17 protein-coding genes, 2 tRNA genes and 1 pseudogene are annotated in these 21,345 nt (G+C 67.4%); 9 read left to right on the forward strand and 11 right to left on the reverse strand.

Translation table 11 applies throughout. The annotated features are described in order from the left end of the window. Window positions 1-49 precede the first annotated feature (49 nt). Complete coding sequence (mfd, locus tag ACFFGH_RS06290) at window positions 50-3,616, reverse strand: transcription-repair coupling factor (protein ID WP_386665977.1); 3,567 nt, start codon at window positions 3,614-3,616, stop codon at window positions 50-52. Window positions 3,617-4,058: 442 nt separating this feature from the next. Between mfd and ACFFGH_RS06295 the strand changes: the two genes are divergently transcribed. After that, window positions 4,059-4,484 carry an organic hydroperoxide resistance protein gene (locus ACFFGH_RS06295; RefSeq protein ID WP_386665979.1) on the forward strand — a complete coding sequence of 142 codons (426 nt, stop codon included), beginning with the start codon at window positions 4,059-4,061 and terminating at the stop codon, window positions 4,482-4,484. Between the two features lie 83 nt (window positions 4,485-4,567). Here ACFFGH_RS06295 and ACFFGH_RS06300 read toward each other — a convergent pair whose 3' ends face one another. Next, entirely contained in the window at window positions 4,568-5,113 is a 546-nt protein-coding gene (locus ACFFGH_RS06300) for a GNAT family N-acetyltransferase (RefSeq protein ID WP_386665982.1), read from the reverse strand. Between the two features lie 25 nt (window positions 5,114-5,138). Between ACFFGH_RS06300 and ACFFGH_RS06305 the strand changes: the two genes are divergently transcribed. After that, window positions 5,139-5,513, forward strand: a complete 375-nt coding sequence (locus tag ACFFGH_RS06305; protein WP_386665985.1) for an MmcQ/YjbR family DNA-binding protein — start codon at window positions 5,139-5,141, stop codon at window positions 5,511-5,513. Then, complete coding sequence (gene chrA / locus ACFFGH_RS06310; RefSeq protein WP_386665988.1) at window positions 5,497-6,816, forward strand: chromate efflux transporter; 1,320 nt, start codon at window positions 5,497-5,499, stop codon at window positions 6,814-6,816. Before ACFFGH_RS06305 ends, chrA begins: the two co-directional genes overlap by 17 nt. Before the next feature lie 139 nt (window positions 6,817-6,955). Here the strand turns inward: chrA and ACFFGH_RS06315 are convergent, their stop codons facing one another. The 8 genes and pseudogenes from ACFFGH_RS06315 to ACFFGH_RS06350 all read right to left on the reverse strand — a co-directional run bounded on the left by ACFFGH_RS06315 (window position 6,956) and on the right by ACFFGH_RS06350 (window position 17,119). Beyond that, the gene (locus ACFFGH_RS06315; RefSeq protein ID WP_386665992.1) at window positions 6,956-7,858 is read right to left on the reverse strand and encodes a DUF808 domain-containing protein; all 903 of its coding nucleotides are present in this window, start codon (window positions 7,856-7,858) and stop codon (window positions 6,956-6,958) included. A 197-nt stretch (window positions 7,859-8,055) separates the two neighbouring features. Continuing rightward, complete coding sequence (locus ACFFGH_RS06320; protein ID WP_386665995.1) at window positions 8,056-8,913, reverse strand: 23S rRNA (adenine(2030)-N(6))-methyltransferase RlmJ; 858 nt, start codon at window positions 8,911-8,913, stop codon at window positions 8,056-8,058. 147 nt (window positions 8,914-9,060) lie between these two features. After that, window positions 9,061-9,553 (reverse strand): annotated as a pseudogene (locus tag ACFFGH_RS06325) (phosphatase PAP2 family protein); the annotation flags it as partial. Between the two features lie 120 nt (window positions 9,554-9,673). Further along, window positions 9,674-11,203 (reverse strand): Ppx/GppA phosphatase family protein, encoded by a 1,530-nt coding sequence (locus ACFFGH_RS06330; RefSeq protein ID WP_386665998.1) that lies wholly within the window; start codon window positions 11,201-11,203, stop codon window positions 9,674-9,676. Window positions 11,204-11,217: 14 nt separating this feature from the next. After that, entirely contained in the window at window positions 11,218-13,341 is a 2,124-nt protein-coding gene (ppk1, locus tag ACFFGH_RS06335; protein WP_386666000.1) for a polyphosphate kinase 1, read from the reverse strand. After that, complete coding sequence (gene phoR, locus ACFFGH_RS06340) at window positions 13,338-14,657, reverse strand: phosphate regulon sensor histidine kinase PhoR (protein ID WP_386666003.1); 1,320 nt, start codon at window positions 14,655-14,657, stop codon at window positions 13,338-13,340. Before phoR ends, ppk1 begins: the two co-directional genes overlap by 4 nt. A gap of 68 nt (window positions 14,658-14,725) precedes the next feature. After that, on the reverse strand, window positions 14,726-15,433 hold the full coding sequence (phoB, locus tag ACFFGH_RS06345) for a phosphate regulon transcriptional regulator PhoB (RefSeq protein WP_386666005.1): 708 nt from the start codon (window positions 15,431-15,433) through the stop codon (window positions 14,726-14,728). A gap of 105 nt (window positions 15,434-15,538) precedes the next feature. Beyond that, the gene (locus ACFFGH_RS06350; protein WP_386666007.1) at window positions 15,539-17,119 is read right to left on the reverse strand and encodes a M48 family metalloprotease; all 1,581 of its coding nucleotides are present in this window, start codon (window positions 17,117-17,119) and stop codon (window positions 15,539-15,541) included. A 242-nt stretch (window positions 17,120-17,361) separates the two neighbouring features. On the opposite strand from ACFFGH_RS06350, the gene grxC reads away from it, so the two are divergent. The 3 genes from grxC (at window position 17,362) to ACFFGH_RS06365 (ending at window position 19,214) form a co-directional block, all read left to right on the forward strand. After that, a complete protein-coding gene (gene grxC / locus ACFFGH_RS06355; RefSeq protein WP_386667416.1) occupies window positions 17,362-17,616 on the forward strand; it encodes a glutaredoxin 3 in 255 nt (84 codons plus the stop codon). Continuing rightward, window positions 17,613-18,035: a carboxymuconolactone decarboxylase family protein gene (locus ACFFGH_RS06360; protein WP_386666010.1), complete on the forward strand. Its 423-nt coding sequence runs from the start codon at window positions 17,613-17,615 to the stop codon at window positions 18,033-18,035. Before grxC ends, ACFFGH_RS06360 begins: the two co-directional genes overlap by 4 nt. Window positions 18,036-18,206: 171 nt before the next feature. Next, window positions 18,207-19,214 (forward strand): isocitrate dehydrogenase, encoded by a 1,008-nt coding sequence (locus tag ACFFGH_RS06365; RefSeq protein WP_386666012.1) that lies wholly within the window; start codon window positions 18,207-18,209, stop codon window positions 19,212-19,214. Between the two features lie 93 nt (window positions 19,215-19,307). Here the strand turns inward: ACFFGH_RS06365 and ACFFGH_RS06370 are convergent, their stop codons facing one another. Continuing rightward, window positions 19,308-20,063, reverse strand: coding sequence for a Bax inhibitor-1/YccA family protein (locus ACFFGH_RS06370; RefSeq protein ID WP_386666015.1), 756 nt, complete (start codon window positions 20,061-20,063; stop codon window positions 19,308-19,310). 138 nt (window positions 20,064-20,201) lie between these two features. Between ACFFGH_RS06370 and ACFFGH_RS06375 the strand changes: the two genes are divergently transcribed. The 3 genes from ACFFGH_RS06375 (at window position 20,202) to ACFFGH_RS06385 (ending at window position 21,345) form a co-directional block, all read left to right on the forward strand. After that, a tRNA-Pro gene (locus tag ACFFGH_RS06375) sits at window positions 20,202-20,278 on the forward strand. A gap of 30 nt (window positions 20,279-20,308) precedes the next feature. Further along, window positions 20,309-20,385, forward strand: a tRNA-Arg gene (locus tag ACFFGH_RS06380). A gap of 99 nt (window positions 20,386-20,484) precedes the next feature. Beyond that, the gene (locus tag ACFFGH_RS06385; RefSeq protein WP_386666017.1) at window positions 20,485-21,345 is read left to right on the forward strand and encodes a hypothetical protein; all 861 of its coding nucleotides are present in this window, start codon (window positions 20,485-20,487) and stop codon (window positions 21,343-21,345) included.

Consider the following 21,345-nt stretch of genomic DNA (forward strand, 5'->3'; position numbering starts at 1 on the left):
CGCGCACGGGCCCGGAAGAGTGAATATCGCGTGATGTTGCAGCTTCGTATCACCCCTTCGCGAGTAGGGCGAACAGGCCGCGTGCCGCATTCAGGCGGGCGGCCGCGTCCGGCAGGTCCAGCTTGATCCGCAGCTTGTCCGGCCCGTCCATCTGGTACGACTTCGGCTGCCCCTGCACCAGGCGGATGACCGCCATCGGGTCCACGCTGGGCTTTTCGGTGAACTGCACGCGCCCACCTTTCTCGCCGAGGTCCAGCTTGCGGATGCCGAGCTCGGTTGCCTGCTGTTTGAGCTCGGCGATCGCGAACATGTTCTTCGTGGCGTCCGGCAGCAGGCCGAAGCGGTCGATCATCTCGACCTGCAACTCGCGCAGTTCGCCCGCATCGCGTGCGCTGCTGATGCGCTTGTAGAGCGTCAGGCGCGTGTGCACGTCCGGCAGGTAGTCGTCGGGAATCAGTGCGGGAATGCTGAGCTCGACATCCGCGCCGCGCGCTTCCTGCAGGTCGACGTCCGGCAGCTGGCCACGGCGGATCGAGCGCACCGCGCGCTCGAGCAGCTCGGTGTACAGGCTGAATCCGACCTCCGTCATCTGCCCGCTCTGGTCTTCGCCGAGCAGCTCGCCAGCGCCGCGGATCTCGAGGTCGTGCGTGGCCAGCGTGAAGCCTGCACCCAGCTCGTCCATCGCGGCGATCGCATCGAGGCGTTTCTTCGCGTCCTCCGTGATCGCCTTGCGGTCGGGAATCACGAGGTACGCATAGGCGCGGTGGTGCGAGCGGCCGACGCGGCCGCGCAGCTGGTGCAGCTGCGCCAGGCCGAATTTGTCCGCGCGGTTGATGATGATCGTGTTCGCGTTCGGGATGTCGATGCCGGATTCGATGATCGTGGTCGACAGCAGCACGTTGAAGCGCTGCTTGTGGAAATCGAGCATCACGCGCTCGAGTTCGCGTTCGGGCATCTGCCCGTGCGCGACGCCGATGCGCGCGCCGGGCACCAGTTCCTCGAGCTGCCGGTGCATGCGGCCGATGCTTTCTACGTCGTTGTGCAGGAAGTACACCTGGCCGCCGCGCGCGAGCTCACGCTGGAACGCCTCGCGCAGCTGCGCGTCGTCCCAGGGCACCACGAACGTCTGCACCGCGAGGCGGTGCGCGGGCGGCGTGGCGATGATCGACAGATCGCGCAGCCCGGCCATGGCCATGTTCAGCGTGCGCGGGATCGGCGTCGCGGTCAGCGTGAGCAGATGCACGTTCGCGCGCAGTGCCTTCAGCGCCTCTTTCTGCCGCACGCCGAAGCGTTGTTCTTCGTCGACGATGACCAGGCCGAGGTCCTTGAACTTCACGTCCGGCTGCAACAGCCGGTGCGTGCCGACGATGATGTCGATCGTGCCTTCGGCAACCTTCTCCAGTTCGGCGGCGATCTCCTTTTTCGATTTGAAGCGCGACAGCACCTCGACACGAAGCGGCCAGTCCGCGAAACGATCCTTGAAGTTGCGGTAATGCTGCTCGGCCAGCAGCGTGGTCGGCACCAGCACGGCCACCTGCTTGCCGCCGATCGCCGAGGCGAACGCCGCGCGCACCGCGACTTCGGTCTTGCCGAAGCCGACGTCGCCGCAGACCACGCGATCCATCGGCTGGCTTGATTGCAGGTCGACGATCACGGCGCTGATCGCCGAAGCCTGGTCGGGTGTTTCCTCGAACGGGAACGTCGCCGCGAACGGCTCGTACATCGCCCGGTCGACGTCGATCGCAAGGCCCGCGCGGGCCCGTCGCTTGGCCTGGATTTCCAGCAGTTCCGCAGCGACGTCACGGACTTTCTCCGCGGCCTTTCTCTTGGCCTTGGTCCACTGCTCGCCGCCGAGCGAGTGCAGCGGCGCGGTTTCTTCGGATGCGCCGGAGTAGCGGTTGATCAGGTGCAGCTGCGAGACCGGCACGTAGAGGCGGTCGCCCTTCGCGTACTCGATGTCGAGGAACTCGCCCGGCGTGCCGCCGACGTCGAGCGTGACGAGGCCGCGGTACCGGCCGACGCCGTGGTCCTCGTGCACGATCGGCGCACCCTCGGACAGCTCGCCGAGGTCGCGGATGATCGCCTCGGGCTCGCGGCCGGCGCGCTTGCGGCGGCGCGGCTGGCTTGCGCGTTCGGGAAACAGCTGGCGCTCGGTGAGCACCGCGATCGGCGGCTCGGTCAGCGCGAAGCCGTCCTCGAGCGGAGCCACGGCGATCGCGAAGCGGGGCACGGTCGTCGCATCGTTGCGTGCCACGCGCGCCGGCGCGCCTGCGTTGCCGGCCGTGCCCGTGTCGAAACTGCCGGCGAACGCACCCCAGTCGGGTACGACCTGCGGTTCCAGCCCGGCGGCGCGCAGCAGTTCGAGCAGTGCCTCGCGGCGGCCGGCGGAATCCGCGGCGACCAGGGTGCGGCCGGGGTAGTTCGACAGAAAGGATTTGAGCGCCTCGGCCGGCGCCTGGTCGCGCGCTGCGACCGGCAGCAGCGGCGCCGGCTGGTCGCCGAGCGCATGCGCGCGCTCGAGCTGCACGTGGCCTTCGCCGCAGACCTCGACGCGGTTGGCCTGGTTCAGCCGTTCGCGCAGGGCTTCCGGCGAGAGGTACAGCTCGCCGGGCGGCAGCAGCGGGCGCTCGACGTCGTGCCGGCGCTGGTCGTAACGCTCGCCGGTCTGTTGCCAGAACTGCTCGGCAGCCCCGAACACGCCATCGCCGATGATCGGCAGCATGTTCGAGCCGAGGTAGTCGAACAGCGTGGCCGTTTCCTTGAAGAACAGCGGCAGGTAGTACTCCACGCCCGCCGGCGCGTGGCCGGCCTTGAGATCCTGGTAGAGCGTGCTGCGGCGGGTGTCGACGTCGAAGCGCTCACGCAGCGCGTCGAGTGCGCGCTTGATCGACGCCTCGTCCAGCGGCAGTTCGCGCCCGGGCAGCAGCTGGATCGAATCGACCTTTTCCAGCGACCGCTGCGATTCGGGATCGAACAGCCGGATCGTGTCGATGTCCTCGTCCAGCAGCTCGACTCGGAACGGCTGCTCGGCGCCCATCGGGTACACATCGAGCAGGCCGCCACGCACGGCGAAATCGCCCGGGTCCAGCACCTGCGGCACGTGGCGGTAGCCGGCCGCTTCGAGGCGGCGCTTCTCGGCGTCCAGGTCGAGTGTCTGCCCGACGCGGATGTCGAAGTTGCCGCCAACCACGTGCTTCGGCGGCGCCAGGCGCTGCATCAGGGTCTGCACGGGCACCACGACGACGCCGCGCTCGAGTGTCGGCAGCCGGTGCAGCGCGGCCAGGCGCTGGCTGACGAGGTCGGGGTGCGGGCTGAACTGGTCGTACGGCAGCGTTTCCCAGTCGGGGAAATGCAGCACCGGCGGCCAGGCGCCGCGCTGCAGCATCGGTACCTGACCGTCGCGCTGCATATCGCAGGCGAGCAGGGTGCGCAGGTCGGTTTCCAGCTGGTGTGCGGCGTGGTTGTCGCGCGCGACGACCAGCAGCGGGCCCGCATGGGCGCTCGCGGCGGCAGCAATGTGGAACGCGAGCGCCGAAGGCGAGGCCGGCGCACGCCACCACGCGCGTTGCTGGCCCGCACGTGGAAGCGGGGGAATCGGAAACGGGGAGTTCGGCATGAAATCGCAGTTCGCAGGCGGGGGCTGCACGCGGCGCCGGCGGCGTGCGGGGCGCCGATTCTACGGGATGCCCCCGCGGCTTCCGTCCACGCGCCGAGCACGCTTGCCCGCGCGGGACCGGCGTTGCGCGGCTGGAACCCACCGTCGCGACGCGTCGCTTTCAACTTCACCGCGCGCTATCTAGATTGCGCCCATGCTGCCGCGCCCGCAGCGTTCGCAGGTACTCGCGTCCTCCGCGTCTGGCCGCCATGTGCTCGTCGGCGCGCGGCTTGGTTGCCACCCCGCAGCGGGCATGCCGCCGCATCGCCGTGGAGCGTCTTGCCGCTGTCAGAGGCCCTGCGGTCGGTGCGCGACCCGGCGCCGGGTGACGGCTGGCGAGCTGGCGCCTACCGATTCGCCGCAGCCCGCGCACGCACTCATTCCAACTGTCAGGAGTTCAACGATGTCGATCGAAAAAGTGCTCTACACCGCCCAGGCGACGGCGACCGGCGGCCGCGACGGTCGCGCCGTGTCATCCGACGGCGCGCTGGATGCGAAGCTCGCCACGCCCCGCGAGCTCGGCGGTACGGGTGGCGAGGGCACCAACCCGGAACAGCTGTTCGCGGCCGGTTATTCCGCGTGTTTCCTGGGTGCACTGAAGTACGTGGCTGCCCGTGAGAACGTGACGCTGCCCGCCGAGACGCGTGTCGAGGGCAGCGTCGGCATCGGCCCGATCCCGGGCGGGTTCGGCATCGAAGCGGAGCTGAAAGTTGCGTTGCCGGGCCTGCCACGCGAGCAGGCGCAGTCGCTGGTCGACCAGGCCCATGACGTATGCCCGTACTCGAACGCCACGAGGGGCAACGTCGACGTCACGCTGACGCTGGTCTGAGTCGTCGGCGCTGCTTCAATGAAAACGCCGCGCCTTTCGGGGCGCGGCGTTTCTATTTGCATCACTGCGACGCATCGCGTGCGTCAGTGCAGATTGCGCAGGTCCAGCACCATCCGCACCATGCCCGGGTCATCGCCCGGCGTGCGCAGGAAGCCGATCGACTCCGCGAGCGAGATCATCGGCTGGTTGCTTTCCAGCACGTCGCCGTACAGGCGCTGCAACCTGCGTCCGCGGGCCCATTTGACGAGCCGCGTCATCAGGTAACGGCCAACACCCATGTTCGCGACGTAGCGGCTGACGAGAATCGCGAACTCGCCATCGCGGCCGTTCTCGTCGACCGCGATACGGGCAACCGCGCCGATCAGCGCTTCGCCCGGGGGCAGCGGTTCGGCGGCGACCAGCGCGAACTCGTTACGCGGACTGATCCGCGTGAAGCGCTGGGCCATCTCGGGTGTCAGCTCGCCCATCGTGTAGAGAAAACGCTGCCTGACCTCTTCGGGTTGCAGCAGTGCGAAGCCGGCGCGCAGCGGTTCGGCGTCCTCCGGCCTGATCGGCCGGATCAGCAGCTCGCGTCCGTTCGGAAGGCGCTGGCGTTCGTGCCAGGGCGGAAGTCGTGCTCGATCCATCATGTTCCCGATGTTGGCACACTGCCCTGTGTCCACTCCTTCATTCGGTGTCGACATGGATGAGGTCGAACTGCGTGACCTGACCCGTTGGCCGGTTGTCGAGGCGCAGCTCAAATGGCAGGACGATCTCGTGTTTTCGGTAGCCGGCAAGATGTTCTGCGTGCTGTGCGTTCAAGGCCCGCAGGCAGGCGCGATCAGCTTCACAGCCGAGGACGGGCGGTTCCTGGAGCTGGCCGGCCAGCCCGGATTCGTTCCCGCTCCGTACCTTGCGCTTGCGCGATGGGTGCAGTTGCCAGTGCCTTCGTGCATCGCGAGTGGCGAGCTGCGCGCGCTGATCCGCCGCAGCTACGAGCTCGTTCGGGCGAGGCTGCTAAAAAAGGTGCGTCATGAACTCGCAGACTGAATCCGCTATCGCCACTCCTTCGTTCGCGTCCGCATTGCGGTTCTGGTTCGTGCTCGGCTGCATCAGCTTTGGCGGCCCGGCCGGCCAGATCGCGGTCATGCATTCCGAACTTGTCGACAAGCGGCGTTGGGTCGACGAAACGTCGTTCATGCGCGCGCTCAACTTCTGCATGCTGTTGCCCGGCCCGGAGGCGATGCAGCTGGCCGCATGGCTGGGCTGGCGGTTGCACGGCATGCGCGGCGGCCTGGTTGCAGGGGCACTGTTCGTGCTGCCGGCCGCAGTGCTGCTGGCTCTGCTGAGCTGGTTGTACCTGCGTTTCGGCGAGTCGCCGGTTGCGGTGGGCATCGTGTTCGCGCTGCAGGCCGCGGTGCTGGGCATCATTGCCCACGCGGCGCGCAAGATCGGCGGGCGGGTGCTGAAGACACCGTTCGCGTTGGTGCTCGCGCTGGCCGCGCTGCTGCTGATCGCGTTCACGCCGCTGCCGTTTCCGCTGCTGATACTCGGCGCCGCGCTGGCCGGGCTTGCCGCGCATCGCTGGCGCCCGGGTTGGCTTGCGCCGCCGGCCCGGCATGGCGCGCCCGCCGCGGCGTCGGAATCGATGCCGCCGCCGGCGGATCGACGCGCCGGGTTTGCGCGAATGGCGCGCGTGGCTACGGCGCTGCTGCTCGCCTGGTGGCTGCCGCTGCTCGCGCTGGCGGCATGGCCGGGCGTCGACAGCACGGCCTTCGCGATGGGCCTGTTCTTCAGCAAGGCCGCGCTGGTCACGTTCGGCGGGGCCTACGCCGTGCTGCCATACGTCGCCGAGCAGGCGGTGCAGTCGCACGGCTGGCTCGACGCGGGCCAGATGATGGCCGGGTTGGGCTTGGCCGAGACGACGCCGGGGCCGCTCGTGCTCGTGCTGGAGTTCGTGGGCTTCGTCGGCGGCTGGCAGCATCCCGACCTCGCGACCCCGCTCGCGTCGGCACTGCTGTGCACGGCGGTGACGCTATGGGCGACGTTCCTGCCGAGTTTCCTGTTCGTGCTGACGTTTGCACCGTGGATCGACCGCATCGGCGAAACCGGCGCGATCGCGGCCGCGCTGTCGGCGGTTACCGCCGCGGTGGTCGGCGTGATCGCGCACCTGGCGCTGTGGTTCGGTGGGGCGCTGCTGACGGGGCAGGAAATCCCGGCAGTGGTGTTCGCGCTGGTGATCGCGGTGGTGGTGTACGTCGGCCTGACGCGTTGGCACTGGCCGGTGGCGGGGATCGTGGTCGGCGCAGGCGTGCTCGGCGCGGTCGCGCAGAACGTGCTGGTGATCGGTTGATGGGCGCTTCCCGGCCTCTCGGCCGGGAGCAACTGCCTGCGTCGCAGCGGGGGCGACTCGCGCCGTTATCGAGCGTGCGACAGTCCACGCCCCGGTTCGGTAATCCCGTGACCCCAGCGATGAAGTCGACGCCGAGGGCTCAGTGACGCCCGCGTAGCTTCTTGATGCCCTGCACGACCAGCAGCACCGCGATGCCCAGCGCAATGCCGACCGCGGCATCGAACAGCATCGACAGCAGCGTGCCGGTGAACCCGCCCTTGTAGGGCTCGATGAAGTGCTCGAGCACCGGGATGCCGTGGACGAGGATGCCGCCGCCGACCAGGAACATCGCGGCCGTGCCCGCGATCGACAGGAACTTCATCAGCAACGGCGCGGTGCGCAGGATCGCGGCGCCGATCGCGCGGCTGCCGCCGTCGTTACGCCGGGTCATCGCCAGGCCCAGGTCGTCGAGTTTGACGATGCCACCGACCAGCCCGTACACGCCGACGGTCATGATCAGCGAGATCGACACCAGCACCGCGAGCCGGCTCATGAATGGCTGCGCGGCGACGGTGCCGAGCGTGATCACGATGATCTCGGCCGACAGGATGAAGTCGGTGCGGATCGCGCCTTTGATCTTGGTCTTCTCGAACGCGACCATGTCGACGCTTTCGTCGGCCACGGCCTGCAGGTGGGCTGCATGGCCGGCCACGTCCTCGGATTTGCTGTGCAGCAGCTTGTGCGCGAGTTTCTCGACGCCCTCGTAGCACAGGAACGCGCCGCCGATGATCATCAGCGGGATGACCGCCCAAGGCGCAAGCGTGCTGATCAGCAACGCGGCCGGCACCAGGATGGCCTTGTTGACCAGCGAGCCTTTCGCCACCGCCCAGACGACCGGCAGCTCGCGATCGGCGCGGATGCCCGAGACCTGCTGCGCGTTCAGCGCGAGGTCGTCGCCGAGCACGCCGGCGGTCTTCTTGGTGGCCACTTTGGTCATGACCGCCACGTCGTCGAGGATCGTGGCGATGTCGTCGATCAGTGCGAGAAGGCTGGCTGCGGGCATGGGCGCTTGAGGCTGAAATGAGGGCGCGAGTTTCGCACAAGGCCGTTGCATGCCCGGTGTGCAGCGGATTCCTGCAGCGACAGGCCCGCGTACGGGGCGGGCCTTGCCGCTCACGCGCCTGACAGGTGCGCCCGGTCAGCGCGTCAGGTCAACGACTCGGCCATTGCCTAGTGGGCCAACGCCGCCGCGGCCGCGGATCAGCTCGGCTGCTTCAGCCAGTCCACCCGCCACGACGCGCCGTTTTCGCCTAGCGCGCGGGCGAGCAGCGGCAGTGCCGAACGCAGCGTCTCGTCCAGCCGCCACGGCGCGTTGAGCAGCAGCAGCCCGCTGCCGTTCATGCGCAGCGGCGAGTCGTCCGCGCGCACCAGCAACTCGGCGACGAACGCCGATTTCGCCGGCAGGGCATGGGCACGGCGGTAAAACGGCTGCAGCGATCGGCGCAGCTTGATCGGATACCACAGTGCGAACGTGCCCTGCGGCCAGCGCGTCAGGCCCTCCCGCAGCGCGCCGATCGCGGTGTCGAGCTCTTCGAGCTGCGCCTCGTACGGCGGGTCGATCAGCACCAGGCCGCGGTTGTAGCGCACTTCGCCGATGCGCGGCGGAAGCAGCGCCCTCATCGCGGCATAGCCGTCGCGGGCGTGCGCGGCCACGCGGGGGTCCTGCTCGAAATTCGCCGCCAGCTGGCCGGCTTCTTCGGGAAGCAGTTCACACGCCGCGATGCGGTCGTCGGGGCGGAGGGCATGGGCCAGCAGCCATGGTGAGCCCGGATAGCTCGCCTGCCCGTGCTCGCCGCGACAGGCGCGCACTGCGGCGAGGTAACGCGCAATGGCCGGGTGCTTCGGCGCCTCCGCGAACAGCCGGCTGATGCCACCCTCGGCCTCCGCGGTGCGCAGGGCGGAGTTGCTGTCGAGCGCGTAGAGCCCGCGTCCTGCGTGGGTGTCCAGCGCGAACAGCGGGGTAGGCTTGGCGGTCAGCGCATCGCAGATGGCCAGCAGTGCGACGTGCTTGAGGACGTCGGCATGGTTACCGGCATGGAAGGCGTGGCGATAGTTCATCGCCATAGCCTACGCACTTGGATGCCGGCGGCCCACCGTCCGGTATCGCCGCCGCGCGCGCTGTCGGTCGACGAGAAGCATGGAAGCGCGCGGGATCGGTTTCGAAATCAACCCGCGAACGGCTAGATCCACAGCGAAACCCCCCGTAAGCGCCGCCCCGAGCACCGTCGTCGCGAGCACATCGCCCGGGTAGTGCAGGCCCAACACGACGCGGGACGCAGCCACGCTCGCGGTGAATGGCAGCAGCAACCAGGCCAGCGCCGGGTAGTGCGTGATTGCGACCAGGCTGAACGCGACCGCGTGCAGCGTGTGGTCGGACGGAAAACTGAACTCGTCGAGCGGCGCGACCGGTGCACGGATGCGCGGCTCAACACGAAGCGACGCGGCCGCTGCGTATGGCGTTTGAGCACCCGCTACGGCGCCAGCGCGATCGCGCCCGTCATCCCCGGTGCACCGAGGCGATCAGCCCGCTGATCCCGCCCAGCACCAACAGCGCGGCCATCAGCACCTACCAGGCCGCGCCATCGCCAAGGCGGCTGACCACGGCGAAGTAAGGCCGTGCACGGGTACCGGAGCACGAGCGGTTTGCGCGCAGACACCAGCCGATGTCGCGCAGCCCGAGATGGCGCCGCCAGTGCATCGGTTTCATGGCAGCCCGGGTCCGGATGCATGCAGTTGCGCAGCCACGGGCAGTGTCTGAGGGGCTACCGGGGCATGACGCGCGCCGCCGGCTGCAACCGGCCGCCAGGATGGCTGTGGCTCACGCGGTCTCGAACGCCAGCGTGATCCCGATGCGTTCAACCATCTCCGGTTCGCAGAACAGGTCGGCTTTCAGCAGCGGACGTGCATCGAGCCACCGCCGCGCCAGCGTCACCGTGAGTGTGTCTCCGTCGGCCCGCGCATCCAGCTGGGGAATCGGATCGCCCTCATGCGCGCGGTGCAGCAGCACGGCGAGCCGAAGCAGCACGGTGCTGCGTCGGACCTGGGCCATCAGCCGATCGGGCAGCGCTTCGAACGGCGATTTCGGAATCGTGCGCCGGTGCGTGCGGACCAGCGCGGCGAGGAACTGCTGCTGCTGGCGCGAAAATCCAGCGATGTCCGACTGCTCGATCACGTACGCGCCATGCACGTGGTACTTGCTGTGCGCGATCGCAAGTCCGAGCTCATGCAGGCGCGCCGCGCGCGACAGCATCAGCCGGTCGTCCGCATCGAGCGACCACGGCACCGCCACCTGGTCGAACAGCCGCAACGCGGTGGCCTCGACACGAGCGGCCTGGGTCCGGTCGATGCCATAGCGCACCATCATCGCCTCGACCGCGGTTTCGCGCGGGTCCAGCGAGCTGCCGCGGTCGACCATGTCGTACAGCACGCCCTCGCGCATCGCGGCCTTGCTGACCTGCATGCGATTGAGCCCCAGCGCCTCGAATGCCGCCTCGAGCACCAGGATGCCGCCCGCGATCACAGGGCGACGCTCGTCCGACAGGCCCGGCAGGTCGATGTCGTCGATGTGCGACGCCTGCAGCAGCCGGTCGCGCACGACCGGAAGCGCGTCGGCGCTGACCGCGCCCTTGGTGAGCTTGAGTTCGGCGCAGATGCCACCGATCGCCTTGATCGTGCCCGACGAGCCCAGCTCCTCGGTCCAGCCCAGCGCCCGGTAGCCGCTTGCGAACTGCTGGAATTGTGTGGCGACTTCAGCCAGCGCCTCCTGCCATCGTTTGGGCGAGAGTTTTCCGTCATCGAAGAACCGGCGCGTCGTCGCAACGCAGCCCAGCTGCACGCTCTCGCGTTCGATCGCTTCGAAACCCGAGCCGATGATGCATTCGGTCGAGCCGCCGCCGATGTCGATCACCAGCCGCAGCTCACCGGGCTTGGGCGGCTGTGCGTGCGCGACGCCGAGGTAGATCAGGCGCGCCTCTTCGCGGCCCGCGACGATTTCGATCGCGTGGCCGAGCGCGCTTTCAGCCGGCATCAGGAACGCGTGCGGCGCCGCCAGCCTGCGCACCGAATTGGTCGCGATCGCGCGCACGCGCTGCGCCGGGATATCGCGCACGCGCTGGCCGAACCGCGCAAGACACTCGAGCGCGCGGTCGCGCACGACCGGGTCCAACCCGCCGCGCGCATCGAGCCCTTCGGCAAGGCGCACCGATTCCTTGATGCGATCAACCACCCGCAGCTGGCCCAGCACGTAACGCGCCACCACCATGTGGAAACTGTTCGAGCCCAGGTCGACGGCGGCCAGCAGGTCGCCGTCCTGCAGCGGAAGCCGCGCGGTGTGCAGTAATCCATTCATGGGGAAATGATCCGTTATCCGCAGATGCGGGCCAACAGCGAACCCTGTGCGGAGTGCGGCGTCTCCCCGTCGGCGGGGCGAATGGCCGTGTAGTGCCCATCAGCGCCGAGCGTCCATGCGTTGACGTTGTCGGCGAGGTGGTTCTTCAACGCCTCGTCGAACACACGCTCGGCGGCATGCAGGTCCAGGATCGGAAAGCCGGTCTCGATGCGGCGTAGCAGGTTGCGTTCCAGCCAGTCCGCGCTCGAACAGAACAGCTCCGGCGCCTCGCCATTGGCGAACCAGTACACGCGATGGTGCTCGAGGAAGCGCCCGACGATCGATCGCACCCGGATGTTGTCCGAAACGCCTGGCACCCCCGGCCGCAGCGTGCAGGCCCCACGCACGATCAGGTCGACCTGCACGCCCGCCTGTGACGCGTCGTAGAGCGCGCGGATCACCTGCGGCTCGTTGAGCGCATTCATTTTGGCGATGATGCGAGCGGGCCGGCCCGCCCGCGCATGCGCAGCCTCGCGGGCGATGCGCGCCAGCACCCCGGCATGGAGTGTGAAGGGCGACTGCAGCAGACATTCGAGTTTCAGCGACGGCGCCAGGCCCGACAGCTGCTGGAAGATCAGGTGCACGTCGTGGCCAATGCGCGGGTCCGCGCTGATCAGGCCGAAATCGGTGTAAACGCGCGCGGTGCCGGAATGGTAGTTGCCGGTGCCGAGGTGCACGTAGCGGCGCAGCTTCTGACCTTCGCGGCGCACGATCAGCATCATCTTCGCGTGCGTCTTGTAGCCGACCACGCCGTAGACGACCTGCACACCGGCCTCCTGCAGCCGGTCGGCCAGTCCGAGGTTCGCTTCCTCGTCAAAGCGCGCGCGCAGCTCGACGACCACGGTCACGTCCTTGCCGTTGCGTGCAGCCTGCACGAGCTGCTCCACGATCGGCGAGTCCTTGCCGGCGCGATACAGCGTCTGCTTGATCGCGAGCACGTTCGGGTCTTCCGCGGCCTGCTTCAGCAGCTCGAGCACCGGCGCGAACGAGTCGAACGGGTGGTGCAGCAGCATGTCGTTCTCGGCGACGGTCTTGAACATCGTGTCCAGGCCCTTCGGCACGCGCGGCGTATACGGCGGAAACTTGAGCTCCGGCCGCTGCACGAGGTCGTAGATCTGCTGAACACGGCTGAGGTTGACGGGGCCGTTGATGCGATAGACCGCGTTTTCGGTCAGATCAAAGTTGTGCAGCAATGCCTGCACGATCGCAGGCGGGCACTGTTCGGCGATCTCCAGCCGCACCGCGCGCAGGTAGCCGCGCCCGGCCAGCTCGTCGCGCAGCGCGAGCGCGATGTTGTCGACTTCTTCCTCGTCGACCAGCAGCTCGGAATTGCGCGTGACGCGGAACTGGTACGCGCCCTTGACCTGCATGCCCGGAAACAGGTCGTCGACGAACGAGGCGAGCATTGCCGACAGGAATACGAAGTCGTTCGGCCCGCCGGAAATCTCCTCCGGCACCTGGATGATGCGTGGCAGTGACCGGGGCGCACGCACGACGGCGAGATGGCCCGCGCGGCCAAACGCATCACGACCCTCGAGCACGACGACGATGTTGAGCGACTTGTTGAGGATCTTCGGGAACGGATGCGCCGGATCCAGACCCAGCGGCGACAGCACCGGCATGATCTCGTCGCGGAAGTAATCCCGCAGCCACTGCGTCTGCGCCTCGTTCCAGCGGTCGCGCCCCATCACTCGGATGCCGGCCTCGGCGAGCGCCGGGCGCAGCACGCGGTTCCAGCAGTCGTACTGCGCGCTTACAAGCTCCGCGGCCCGGTCGTGGATGCGCGCCAGCACCGTGGACGGCGCCAGTCCGTCCGCGCCGGGTCCGAAGCCGAGGTCCTGCGCGTGGCGCAGCGTACCCGCGCGGATTTCGAAGAACTCATCGAGGTTCGTGCAGCTGATGCACAGGTATTTCAGCCGCTCGAGCAGCGGCACGCGCTCGTCCTGCGCGTGTGCGAGCACACGGAAATTGAAGTCCAGTTGCGACAGTTCGCGGTTGAAGTACAGCGACGGGCTGCGCAGCGGGTCGTCCGGCGGCGAGTCGCCCGTTTCCGGCGTGGGGATGATGAGCGTGGTGCGCGGGTCGCTGGAGGTATTCATGCAGGCTGTACGTATTGTTCCCGCGATCGTAGCCGCTCGGCGCTGAAGTGGCAGGAGAACGTGCTGCCGCGACCGACTTCGCTTGCGATGCCGAGCCGGGCCTGGTGCAGGTTCAGTACGTGCTTCACGATCGAAAGGCCGAGCCCGGTGCCGCCACTCTCACGTGAACGGCTGGTCGACACGCGATAGAAGCGCTCGGTCACGCGTGGCAGGTGCGCGGCCGGGATGCCGTAGCCGCTGTCGACCACCTCGAGCGCAGCGCCTTTGCCATCGCGGCGAAACCGGATGCGGATCGAGCCGCCCGCAGGCGTGTAACGGATCGCGTTGCTGACGAGGTTGGAGAACGCGCTGTGCAGTTCGCGGTGCGAGCCCCATAGATCCACACTCGCGTCGTCCTCGACGGTGATCTTGTGGCGGTTCTGACTGAGTGCGGTCGCTTCGCGCCTCAGCGCAGCCAGCATCGGCGCCATCGCGACCGTCTCCTCGACCGGCAGGCTGTCCTGCGATTCCAGCCGCGAAAGCATCAGCAGGTCTTCGACGAGCTGGGTCATGCGCTGCGACTGGCGCTGCATTTCAGCGAGCATCGGCGCCCAATCGGGGTTGTCCGCCGGATCGAGCATGTCGAGGTAGCCGTGCACGACCGTGAGCGGCGTGCGCAGCTCGTGCGAGACGTTCGCCACGAAGTCCCGGCGCATCTGTTCCAGCAGCAGCAGCCGCGTGACGTCGCGCGCCACCAGCATCCACAGCTCGTCGGAATACGGGATCAAACGCAGCGTCAGCGTGACCGCCGGATTGACCGGCGAGCGCGCTTCAATCGGCTCGGCATGACGCCCTGCGGCAAGCCAGTGCGCGAGCGGCAAGGGATGCAGCCTCGCGACCAGCGGCGCCCCGATGTCACTCGGATACTGCAGGCCCAGCAGTGCACCACTGGCCTCGTTGAACCACTGCACGCGCTGGGTAGTGCGGTCGACGACGACGATCGCGTCGGGCAGGGCGGCCGCGGCGGCGCGGTAGGCGCGCAGCATTTCGATGAGCCGGCGCTTGCGCCCACGCATCTCGGCCTGGCCGCGGTAGAGCAGGCGATCGAGCTCGTTCCAGACCCCATCACCAAGCGGCGGTGCCAGCCGCTGGCGTGCGGTCAGCCGCAGCAGCACACCGCGCAGGCGCCAGTAATGCCAGCCCACTACGCCGAGCGCGGCGAATGTCACGATCGGCCACGGATACCCGCTCATCACGCCGATTGCGGCCGCGATCGCCAACACCGCGATCAACTGCGCCAGCGTGCGGAACCATGCGTTGCGGGTGCGGTGCGGCATCGGTCGAGTCTAGGGCGGGAGAGACACCGGCGTCAGCGCAGGCCCGCCGGGCAGGACGGGGGGGCGCTTCAGCCTTCGAGGGACGCCGAGAAGCGGTAGCCGGCGCCGCGCACGGTCTGCACCATGCCGTCGATGGCGTGCGGCTCCAACGTCTTGCGCAGGCGGCGGATGTGCACGTCGACCGTGCGTTCTTCCACATACACGCTGCCGCCCCAGACATGGTCGAGCAGCTGGGTGCGTGAGTAGACGCGCTCGGGATGCGTCATGAAGAAGTGCAGCAGCCGGTATTCGGTCGGGCCGATCTGCACCGGCTGGTCGCTGCCGTCGACGTGGGCGAACACGCGGTGCGCGGCGCCGTCGATCCGCAGCGGACCCACAGACACGCTGCCGTCTTCGTCATCATCACGCGAGCGACGCAGCACGGCCCGGATACGCGCCAGCAGCTCGCGAGCGGAGAACGGCTTGACGACGTAATCGTCGACGCCTGCCTCCAGGCCACCAACGCGGTCGTTCTCCTCGCCGCGCGCGGTAAGCATGATGATCGGGATCTCACGCGTCAGCGATTCGCGGCGCCAGCGGCGGGCCAGCTCCAGGCCGCTGGTGCCGGGCAGCATCCAGTCGAGCAGGATGAGGTCGGGCACGCGGTCGGCGATCGCAGCCTGAGCCTCGCGGCCATCGGCCGCATGCACCGGGTCGTACTCGCCCTTGCGCAGGGCAAACGCCACCATGTCGCGGATGGCCGGTTCGTCTTCAACGATCAGGATGCGCTTGAGCACATGTCACCGGATGGGCTGGGGGATCACTGCAGCCGCGTCAGTACACTACCGATTTATGACGGCGCAGTGACATCGTCACACTCTCGGGCCCGGCGCCACGCCTGCTCAGTTGCGACGAAGGTCCTCGTCGCGGATCCCCTGTCGCTTTAGCTCGAGCACGGTTGGCGTGATCGCCGCGATGCGCGCTTCGATGCGTGCACGTGCGTAGTAGTCCAGCTGCGGCCGCTGTTTGAGCGTGTTGAGCTGCAGCAGCGCCTGTTCGGGTCGACCGCTGAGGTAGGCGGCCTCCGCATAGGCTTCGCCGGCGCGCACCGGGTCACCGGCGATTTCGCTCGCCCGCGCGAATGTTCGCTGGAACAACGCATCGTCACCCGCCTCGGCGAGCAGCGGGCGCAAAACTGCCTGGGCGCGTTGGCCCGAGGCGGGGGTGTTGCGCTCGCCGAGGATGCGCGCGTACGTCAGCGCGATCGCGCGGTTGCGCGGGTTGTGCCGCAGCAGTTCTTCCAGGCGGGCATCGGCCGAAGCGGCCTTGCCGCTGCGGGCCTCGGCTTCGGCAAGCGCAAGCGTGATCCAGCGGTCGCCCGGATGTTTTTCGAGCAGCTCGGCCAACGCATCCGCGGCGGCGACGGACTGGTTAGCCTGCAGCCGCGCAACAGCCTGGCCGTAGCGCTGCGCATCATCGAGCGGCGCCGCTTTGGAAATCCGCTCGTACTCCTTCAGCGCCAGCGCGGGCGTCTCGGCGGTCAGCACGCGCAGGCGTTCACGTGCAAATGCGAATTGCCCGGTTCCGCCCGCGGCCGCCTTGCCGCCGACCTGGAAACCGCCCGGCAGCAGTGGGTTATCCCCGAGCCCGCCGGCATCCACCAGATTCTGCGGCGTTCTCGCGATCTGTTCGGCGCGTTCCTTCGCCTCGCTGATACGCGTGGTCGTGACCGGGTGCGTGCGCAGGTAGTCCGGCGTTTCACCGAACCAGTTGGCCGCGTTCGTGCGCGAGCGCGCCTGCAACGTCGAAAAGAACCCCGCCATGGCGTCCACGTCGTACCGGCTGCGCGAGAGCGTCTGGATGCCGACGCGGTCGGCCTCCGATTCACTTGAACGCGTGTAGTCGATCTGCCGCTGCTGGGCCAGCCCCATCGCCGAGACGATCGCCGCCTGCGCCGCGTCGTCGCTGGAGTTACCGCCTGCCGATTGCGCGATCACGATCGCCCCGAGCATCGCCAGCAGGATCGGCAGCTGGTCACGCTGGGCGCGTTCGACCGCGCGCAGCACGTGGTCCTGGGTGACGTGCGCGATCTCGTGTGACAGCACGGCGGCCACCTCGTCCTCGCGATCGGCCGCCAGCACGAGGCCCGCATTCATGCCGATGTAACCGCCCAGGGTCGCGAATGCGTTGATCTCACGCTGGCGCAGCATGAAGAACGTGAACGGCTGCCGTGGCTGGTCGCTGTTCGCAGCAAGCCGCGAGCCCAGCGTGTCGATCCAGCTATCGATCAGCGGGTCCTCGAGGACATAGTCGTAGTGCCGCAGCTGCGCGAGCAGCATTCCGCCGTAGCGCCCCTGCTGGGTCGGGCTCAGCAGCTCACCGGCAGACGATCCGATGTCGGGCAGGCGCGGCTCCTGCGCAGGCAGGCAGGGCGCGGCGAGGAGGACCGTGACAGCGGCGGACAGCAGGGCGATGCGGCGCAAGTCGGTATTCCTCGGCAGGCAGGGCAGGCGGAGCGGACAGTGCAAATTGCGGCGGTGCGCGTGAACGGCTGTTTAAGCCCGTCCGGCCAGACTGCCCGGCGGCGGGCCGGATGCGAGAATGGAAAACCTGCGTCGCCGGTCCCATATTCGACCACAGCTGGCTTAGACCACACCGCCTTCCACGAGTTTCCCTTCGGAGCATGACCTTGAGCGATTCACCACAGACCTCGCCCCCGATCACGATGTACACCACGGCCGTCTGCCCGTACTGCATCGCCGCGAAGAACTTCCTGAAGAGCAAGGGCCAGACCTGGACCGAAGTGCGCATCGACCTCGACCCGGGCGAGCGCAGCCGCATGCAGGCCCTGACCAAGCGCACGAGCGTGCCGCAGATCTTCGTCGGCGACGTCCATGTCGGCGGCTATGACGACATGATCGCGCTGCATCGCGCTGGCGGTCTCGAGCCATTGCTGGCCGGTGAGGCGCCGCGCGCATGAGCACGAACGACCAGGCCGGCGCTCCGGCGTCGGCACAGGCCGAGAGCGATCGCGTCGCGGAGTTCACCGCGTTCCGCAAGCGCATGAACGAGCGCATCCTCGCCGAGCCGAACCAGGTCGTCCGGCGCTTTTTCGCGCTCGACACCCAGACCTACCAGCCGGGCGCGCTCGACCTCAAGACCAAGGAGCTGCTCGGGCTCGTCGCGTCGATGGTGCTGCGCTGCGACGATTGCATCAGCTACCACATCGCCCAGTGCAAGGAAGCCGGGGTCAACCGCGCGGAAATGTTCGAGGCATTCTCGGTCGGGCTCGTCGTCGGCGGCTCGATCGTCATTCCGCACATGCGCCGCGCGGTCGATTTCCTCGATCGGCTCGAGCAGGGCGAGGCCTCGGCACCGGTCAATCACGACCACGGCTGAGTTGCACAGGCGAGCTGCCACCTGCTGCGGGCCGTTTGCGTTGCGCGAACGGTCCGCTCGCAGCCGAAACGCGACCGCGTGCCAGCAAGCGGGCGGCCGCTTCCGGCATAATTCGGCGGTTCTCTTCACGGCGCGGCCGCCATACGCGCGCCCATCAGTCGGAATTCTCCTATGACCCAGACCATTACGGTGATCCGCGGCGACGGCATCGGCCCGGAAATCATGGACGCCACCCTTCGCGTGCTCGACGCGATGAACGTCGGCCTGCAGTACGAGTTCGCTGACGCCGGACTGGTCGCGCTCGAAAAGCACGGCGAGCTGCTGCCGGCCTCGACGCTAGAATCGATCCGCACCAACCGCATCGCGCTCAAGAGCCCGCTGACCACGCCGGTCGGCGAAGGTTTCTCGTCGATCAACGTCGAGCTGCGCAAGCGCTTCGACCTCTACGCAAACGTGCGTCCCGCGAAGTCGTTCCCGAACACCAAGTCGCGCTTCCCGTCGGGCGTGGACCTCGTCACCGTGCGCGAGAACACCGAAGGCGCGTACATCGGCGAAGGCCAGTCGCTGAGCGAAGACGGCGAGACGGCCGTTCTGCAGCAGAAGGTCACCCGCCGCGGCTCCGAGCGCATCGTTCGCTACGCATTCGAGCTGGCGCGTCGCACCGGCCGCAAGAAGGTCACCGTCGTCCACAAGGCAAACATCCTGAAGTCGACGTCGGGCCTGTTCCTTCGCACCGCCCGCACGGTCGCGCAGGAGTACCCGGACATCGAGTGCAACGAGATGATCGTCGACAACTGCTGCATGCAGCTGGTCATGAAGCCCGAGCAGTTCGACATCATCGTGACGACGAACTTGTTCGGCGACATCATCTCCGACCTGTGCGCCGGCCTCGTCGGCGGTCTCGGCCTCGCGCCGGGCGCGAATATCGGTACCGATGCGGCGATCTTCGAAGCGGTCCACGGCACCGCGCCGGATATCGCGGGCCAGGGGAAGGCGAACCCGTGCGCGCTTCTGCTGGGCGCTGCCCAGATGCTCGACCACCTCGCGATGCCGGAGCAGGCAGAACGCCTGCGCAAGGCGATCATCACGACGCTCGAAGAGAAGGATTCGCTGACGCCGGATCTTGGTGGCAGCGGCAATACGACGTCGTTCGCGGACGCGATCATCCGCCGCCTGTAATCGCAGCAGCTGCCGCAGCAAAAGAAACGGGGCGCCAAGGGCGCCCCGTTTGCGTTCCAGTCTTGCGCGGCGATCGAGCCGCAGCCAGCCTGGTCAGTCGCGCGACTGCAGCTTCGACAGCAGGCGCAGGATCTCCAGGTAAAGCCAGATCAGCGTGACCAGCAGGCCGAACGCCGCATACCACTCCATGTACTTCGGCGCGCCCTGTTCGACGCCCGACTCGATGAAGTCGAAGTCCAGCACGAGGTTCAGCGCAGCCACCACCACGACGACGGCCGAGAACGCGATGCCGAGCCAGCCACCTTCGTGGATGAATGGGATGGAGGTGCCGAAGAAGCCCATCACGATGTTGACGAGGTAGAGCAGGGCGATGCCGCCCGTGGCCGCGAACACGCCGAGCTTGAAGTTCTCGGTAGCCCGGATCAGTCCGCTGCGATAAGCGAGTAACAGTGCCCCCAGCGTGCCGAACGTCAGCCCGACCGCCTGCATCACGATACCTGGGAACTTCTGCTCGAACATCGCCGACACGGCGCCGATGAAAAGGCCCTCGAGCCCCGCATACAGAGGCGCTGTCACCGGCGACCACTGCTTCTTGAACACCGTCACCAGCGCGACGACGAGGCCACCGATCGCCCCGCCGAGCACGTAGGGCATCAGGTTCGCGGTGCCCCCGCTCGAGAAGAACAGGTTCCACGTATAAAGCGCGCCCGCGAGCGTCACGACGAGCAGGAACGCGGTCTTGTTGACGGTCCCGTTGAGCGTCATCGCGCCTGCGTCGCCACGCACGACTGCCCCGGTGCCGAGATCCAGGAATGTCGATTCCTTCAAGGCTGGATTACCACTGCGCATCAGCTTCCCCTGTAGACCCTAGTTGACGTGAAAGTAGAGGATACCGCTCCCGCCACGGTCGTGCCGATTGACAGCGGTCTTCTTGGGTTAGAGAATGCACGACCTTTCGCGGCGCTGGCGCGCACGGAAGCCCGGCATCGGGGCATAGCGCAGTCTGGTAGCGCATCTGGTTTGGGACCAGAGGGTCGGGGGTTCGAATCCCTCTGCCCCGACCATCAAACGGTCGCCGGTAAGATGTAAGCCTGGCGCCCGTAGCTCAACCGGATAGAGCACCGGCCTTCTAAGCCGGTGGTTGCAGGTTCGAGTCCTGCCGGGCGCGCCATTTAAATCAGGCGTTTAGAGTGCGTTCCCCCTCGGCTCCTGAAAATGGTCCTGAAAAAAGGCCGTTCATCTTCGATGTTCCACGGGCAGAAAAATTCATGTGCCCGCGACCTCGGGCGTGTCCCACTTAGGTAAAGTTCTCTGTACTATCGCCGTTATTGCGGTAGCGCTTCACGCCGACTGGGATGCCGGGATTACGTTCTCTGTGACGACTAAAGCCGCCCCGCAAGACCGATTCAACGAACTGCTCGACCGCGGGCTCCTTGCGCTCAGCAACGGGATATCTCCGTTCGAGCTGAAGTGCTTCGAGCGCGACGCGGAGCGGCTGAAAAAAACAGACGCTGGCCTGGCGTTCGAACTCCTTGCGTTGGCTGCGGCAATTGGCGGCCGTCTAGACGAAGCGGACACGTTGTTCGAGAAGGCGCTGCCACACTCGCGCCAGACCGTCTTCACGGTTCAGCGGTACATGATTGTTCTTGCCGGAACTGCCCAGACGGAGAAGATGCTGAGCCTGTTCCGCCGCTTTGAATCGGTCCTCAGGAACAGTCCAGCCGCGATCGACAACATGAGTCGAGCGCTAACAACGGCCGGGTGGTTGTTCACTGCTGAGGCTTTTCGCGGAGAGGCCGAGCGTATGGGTATAGATATTCCGTCGATCGTGGGCAGCGCATCCTTAGCCAAGCTCGATCGCACCGAGTTCCCAGAAGAAAAGATCGCAGAGGCGGTTGGGTTCTCCCATCGCTATCTTCGCGAACGCGGTGCGAGCCCAGAGGCAGTTGAGGCTTGCATAGTCCCGTCCGAAGACGGCACGAGTGCGGTGTTCTTCCAGTTCGCGCTCGAGCGCCCCGCCGACGAGGTTGTCGACCTTGAGTGGGACCTGTTCGGCGAGCTGTCAAAGCAGCAGTTCGCTATCCAGCGCTCTGGGCGCCTTGTCTTTGGCCTGACCTCGCTCACCGCTTGA

The organism is Lysobacter korlensis, from assembly GCF_042434515.1.

Excerpts from the sequence above, each read along its gene's own strand:
- ACFFGH_RS06320 (WP_386665995.1), bottom strand. The coding sequence starts at position 8,913 with ATGAACTATCGCCACGCCTTCCATGCCGGTAACCATGCCGACGTCCTC.
- ACFFGH_RS06330 (WP_386665998.1), bottom strand. The coding sequence starts at position 11,203 with ATGAATGGATTACTGCACACCGCGCGGCTTCCGCTGCAGGACGGCGAC.
- ppk1 (WP_386666000.1), bottom strand. The coding sequence starts at position 13,341 with ATGAATACCTCCAGCGACCCGCGCACCACGCTCATCATCCCCACGCCG.
- chrA (WP_386665988.1), top strand. The coding sequence starts at position 5,497 with ATGAACTCGCAGACTGAATCCGCTATCGCCACTCCTTCGTTCGCGTCC.
- ACFFGH_RS06370 (WP_386666015.1), bottom strand. The coding sequence starts at position 20,063 with ATGCGCAGTGGTAATCCAGCCTTGAAGGAATCGACATTCCTGGATCTC.
- ACFFGH_RS06295 (WP_386665979.1), top strand. The coding sequence starts at position 4,059 with ATGTCGATCGAAAAAGTGCTCTACACCGCCCAGGCGACGGCGACCGGC.
- grxC (WP_386667416.1), top strand. The coding sequence starts at position 17,362 with ATGTACACCACGGCCGTCTGCCCGTACTGCATCGCCGCGAAGAACTTC.
- phoR (WP_386666003.1), bottom strand. The coding sequence starts at position 14,657 with ATGCCGCACCGCACCCGCAACGCATGGTTCCGCACGCTGGCGCAGTTG.
- ACFFGH_RS06360 (WP_386666010.1), top strand. The coding sequence starts at position 17,613 with ATGAGCACGAACGACCAGGCCGGCGCTCCGGCGTCGGCACAGGCCGAG.
- ACFFGH_RS06300 (WP_386665982.1), bottom strand. The coding sequence starts at position 5,113 with ATGATGGATCGAGCACGACTTCCGCCCTGGCACGAACGCCAGCGCCTT.
- ACFFGH_RS06315 (WP_386665992.1), bottom strand. The coding sequence starts at position 7,858 with ATGCCCGCAGCCAGCCTTCTCGCACTGATCGACGACATCGCCACGATC.
- ACFFGH_RS06365 (WP_386666012.1), top strand. The coding sequence starts at position 18,207 with ATGACCCAGACCATTACGGTGATCCGCGGCGACGGCATCGGCCCGGAA.
- mfd (WP_386665977.1), bottom strand. The coding sequence starts at position 3,616 with ATGCCGAACTCCCCGTTTCCGATTCCCCCGCTTCCACGTGCGGGCCAG.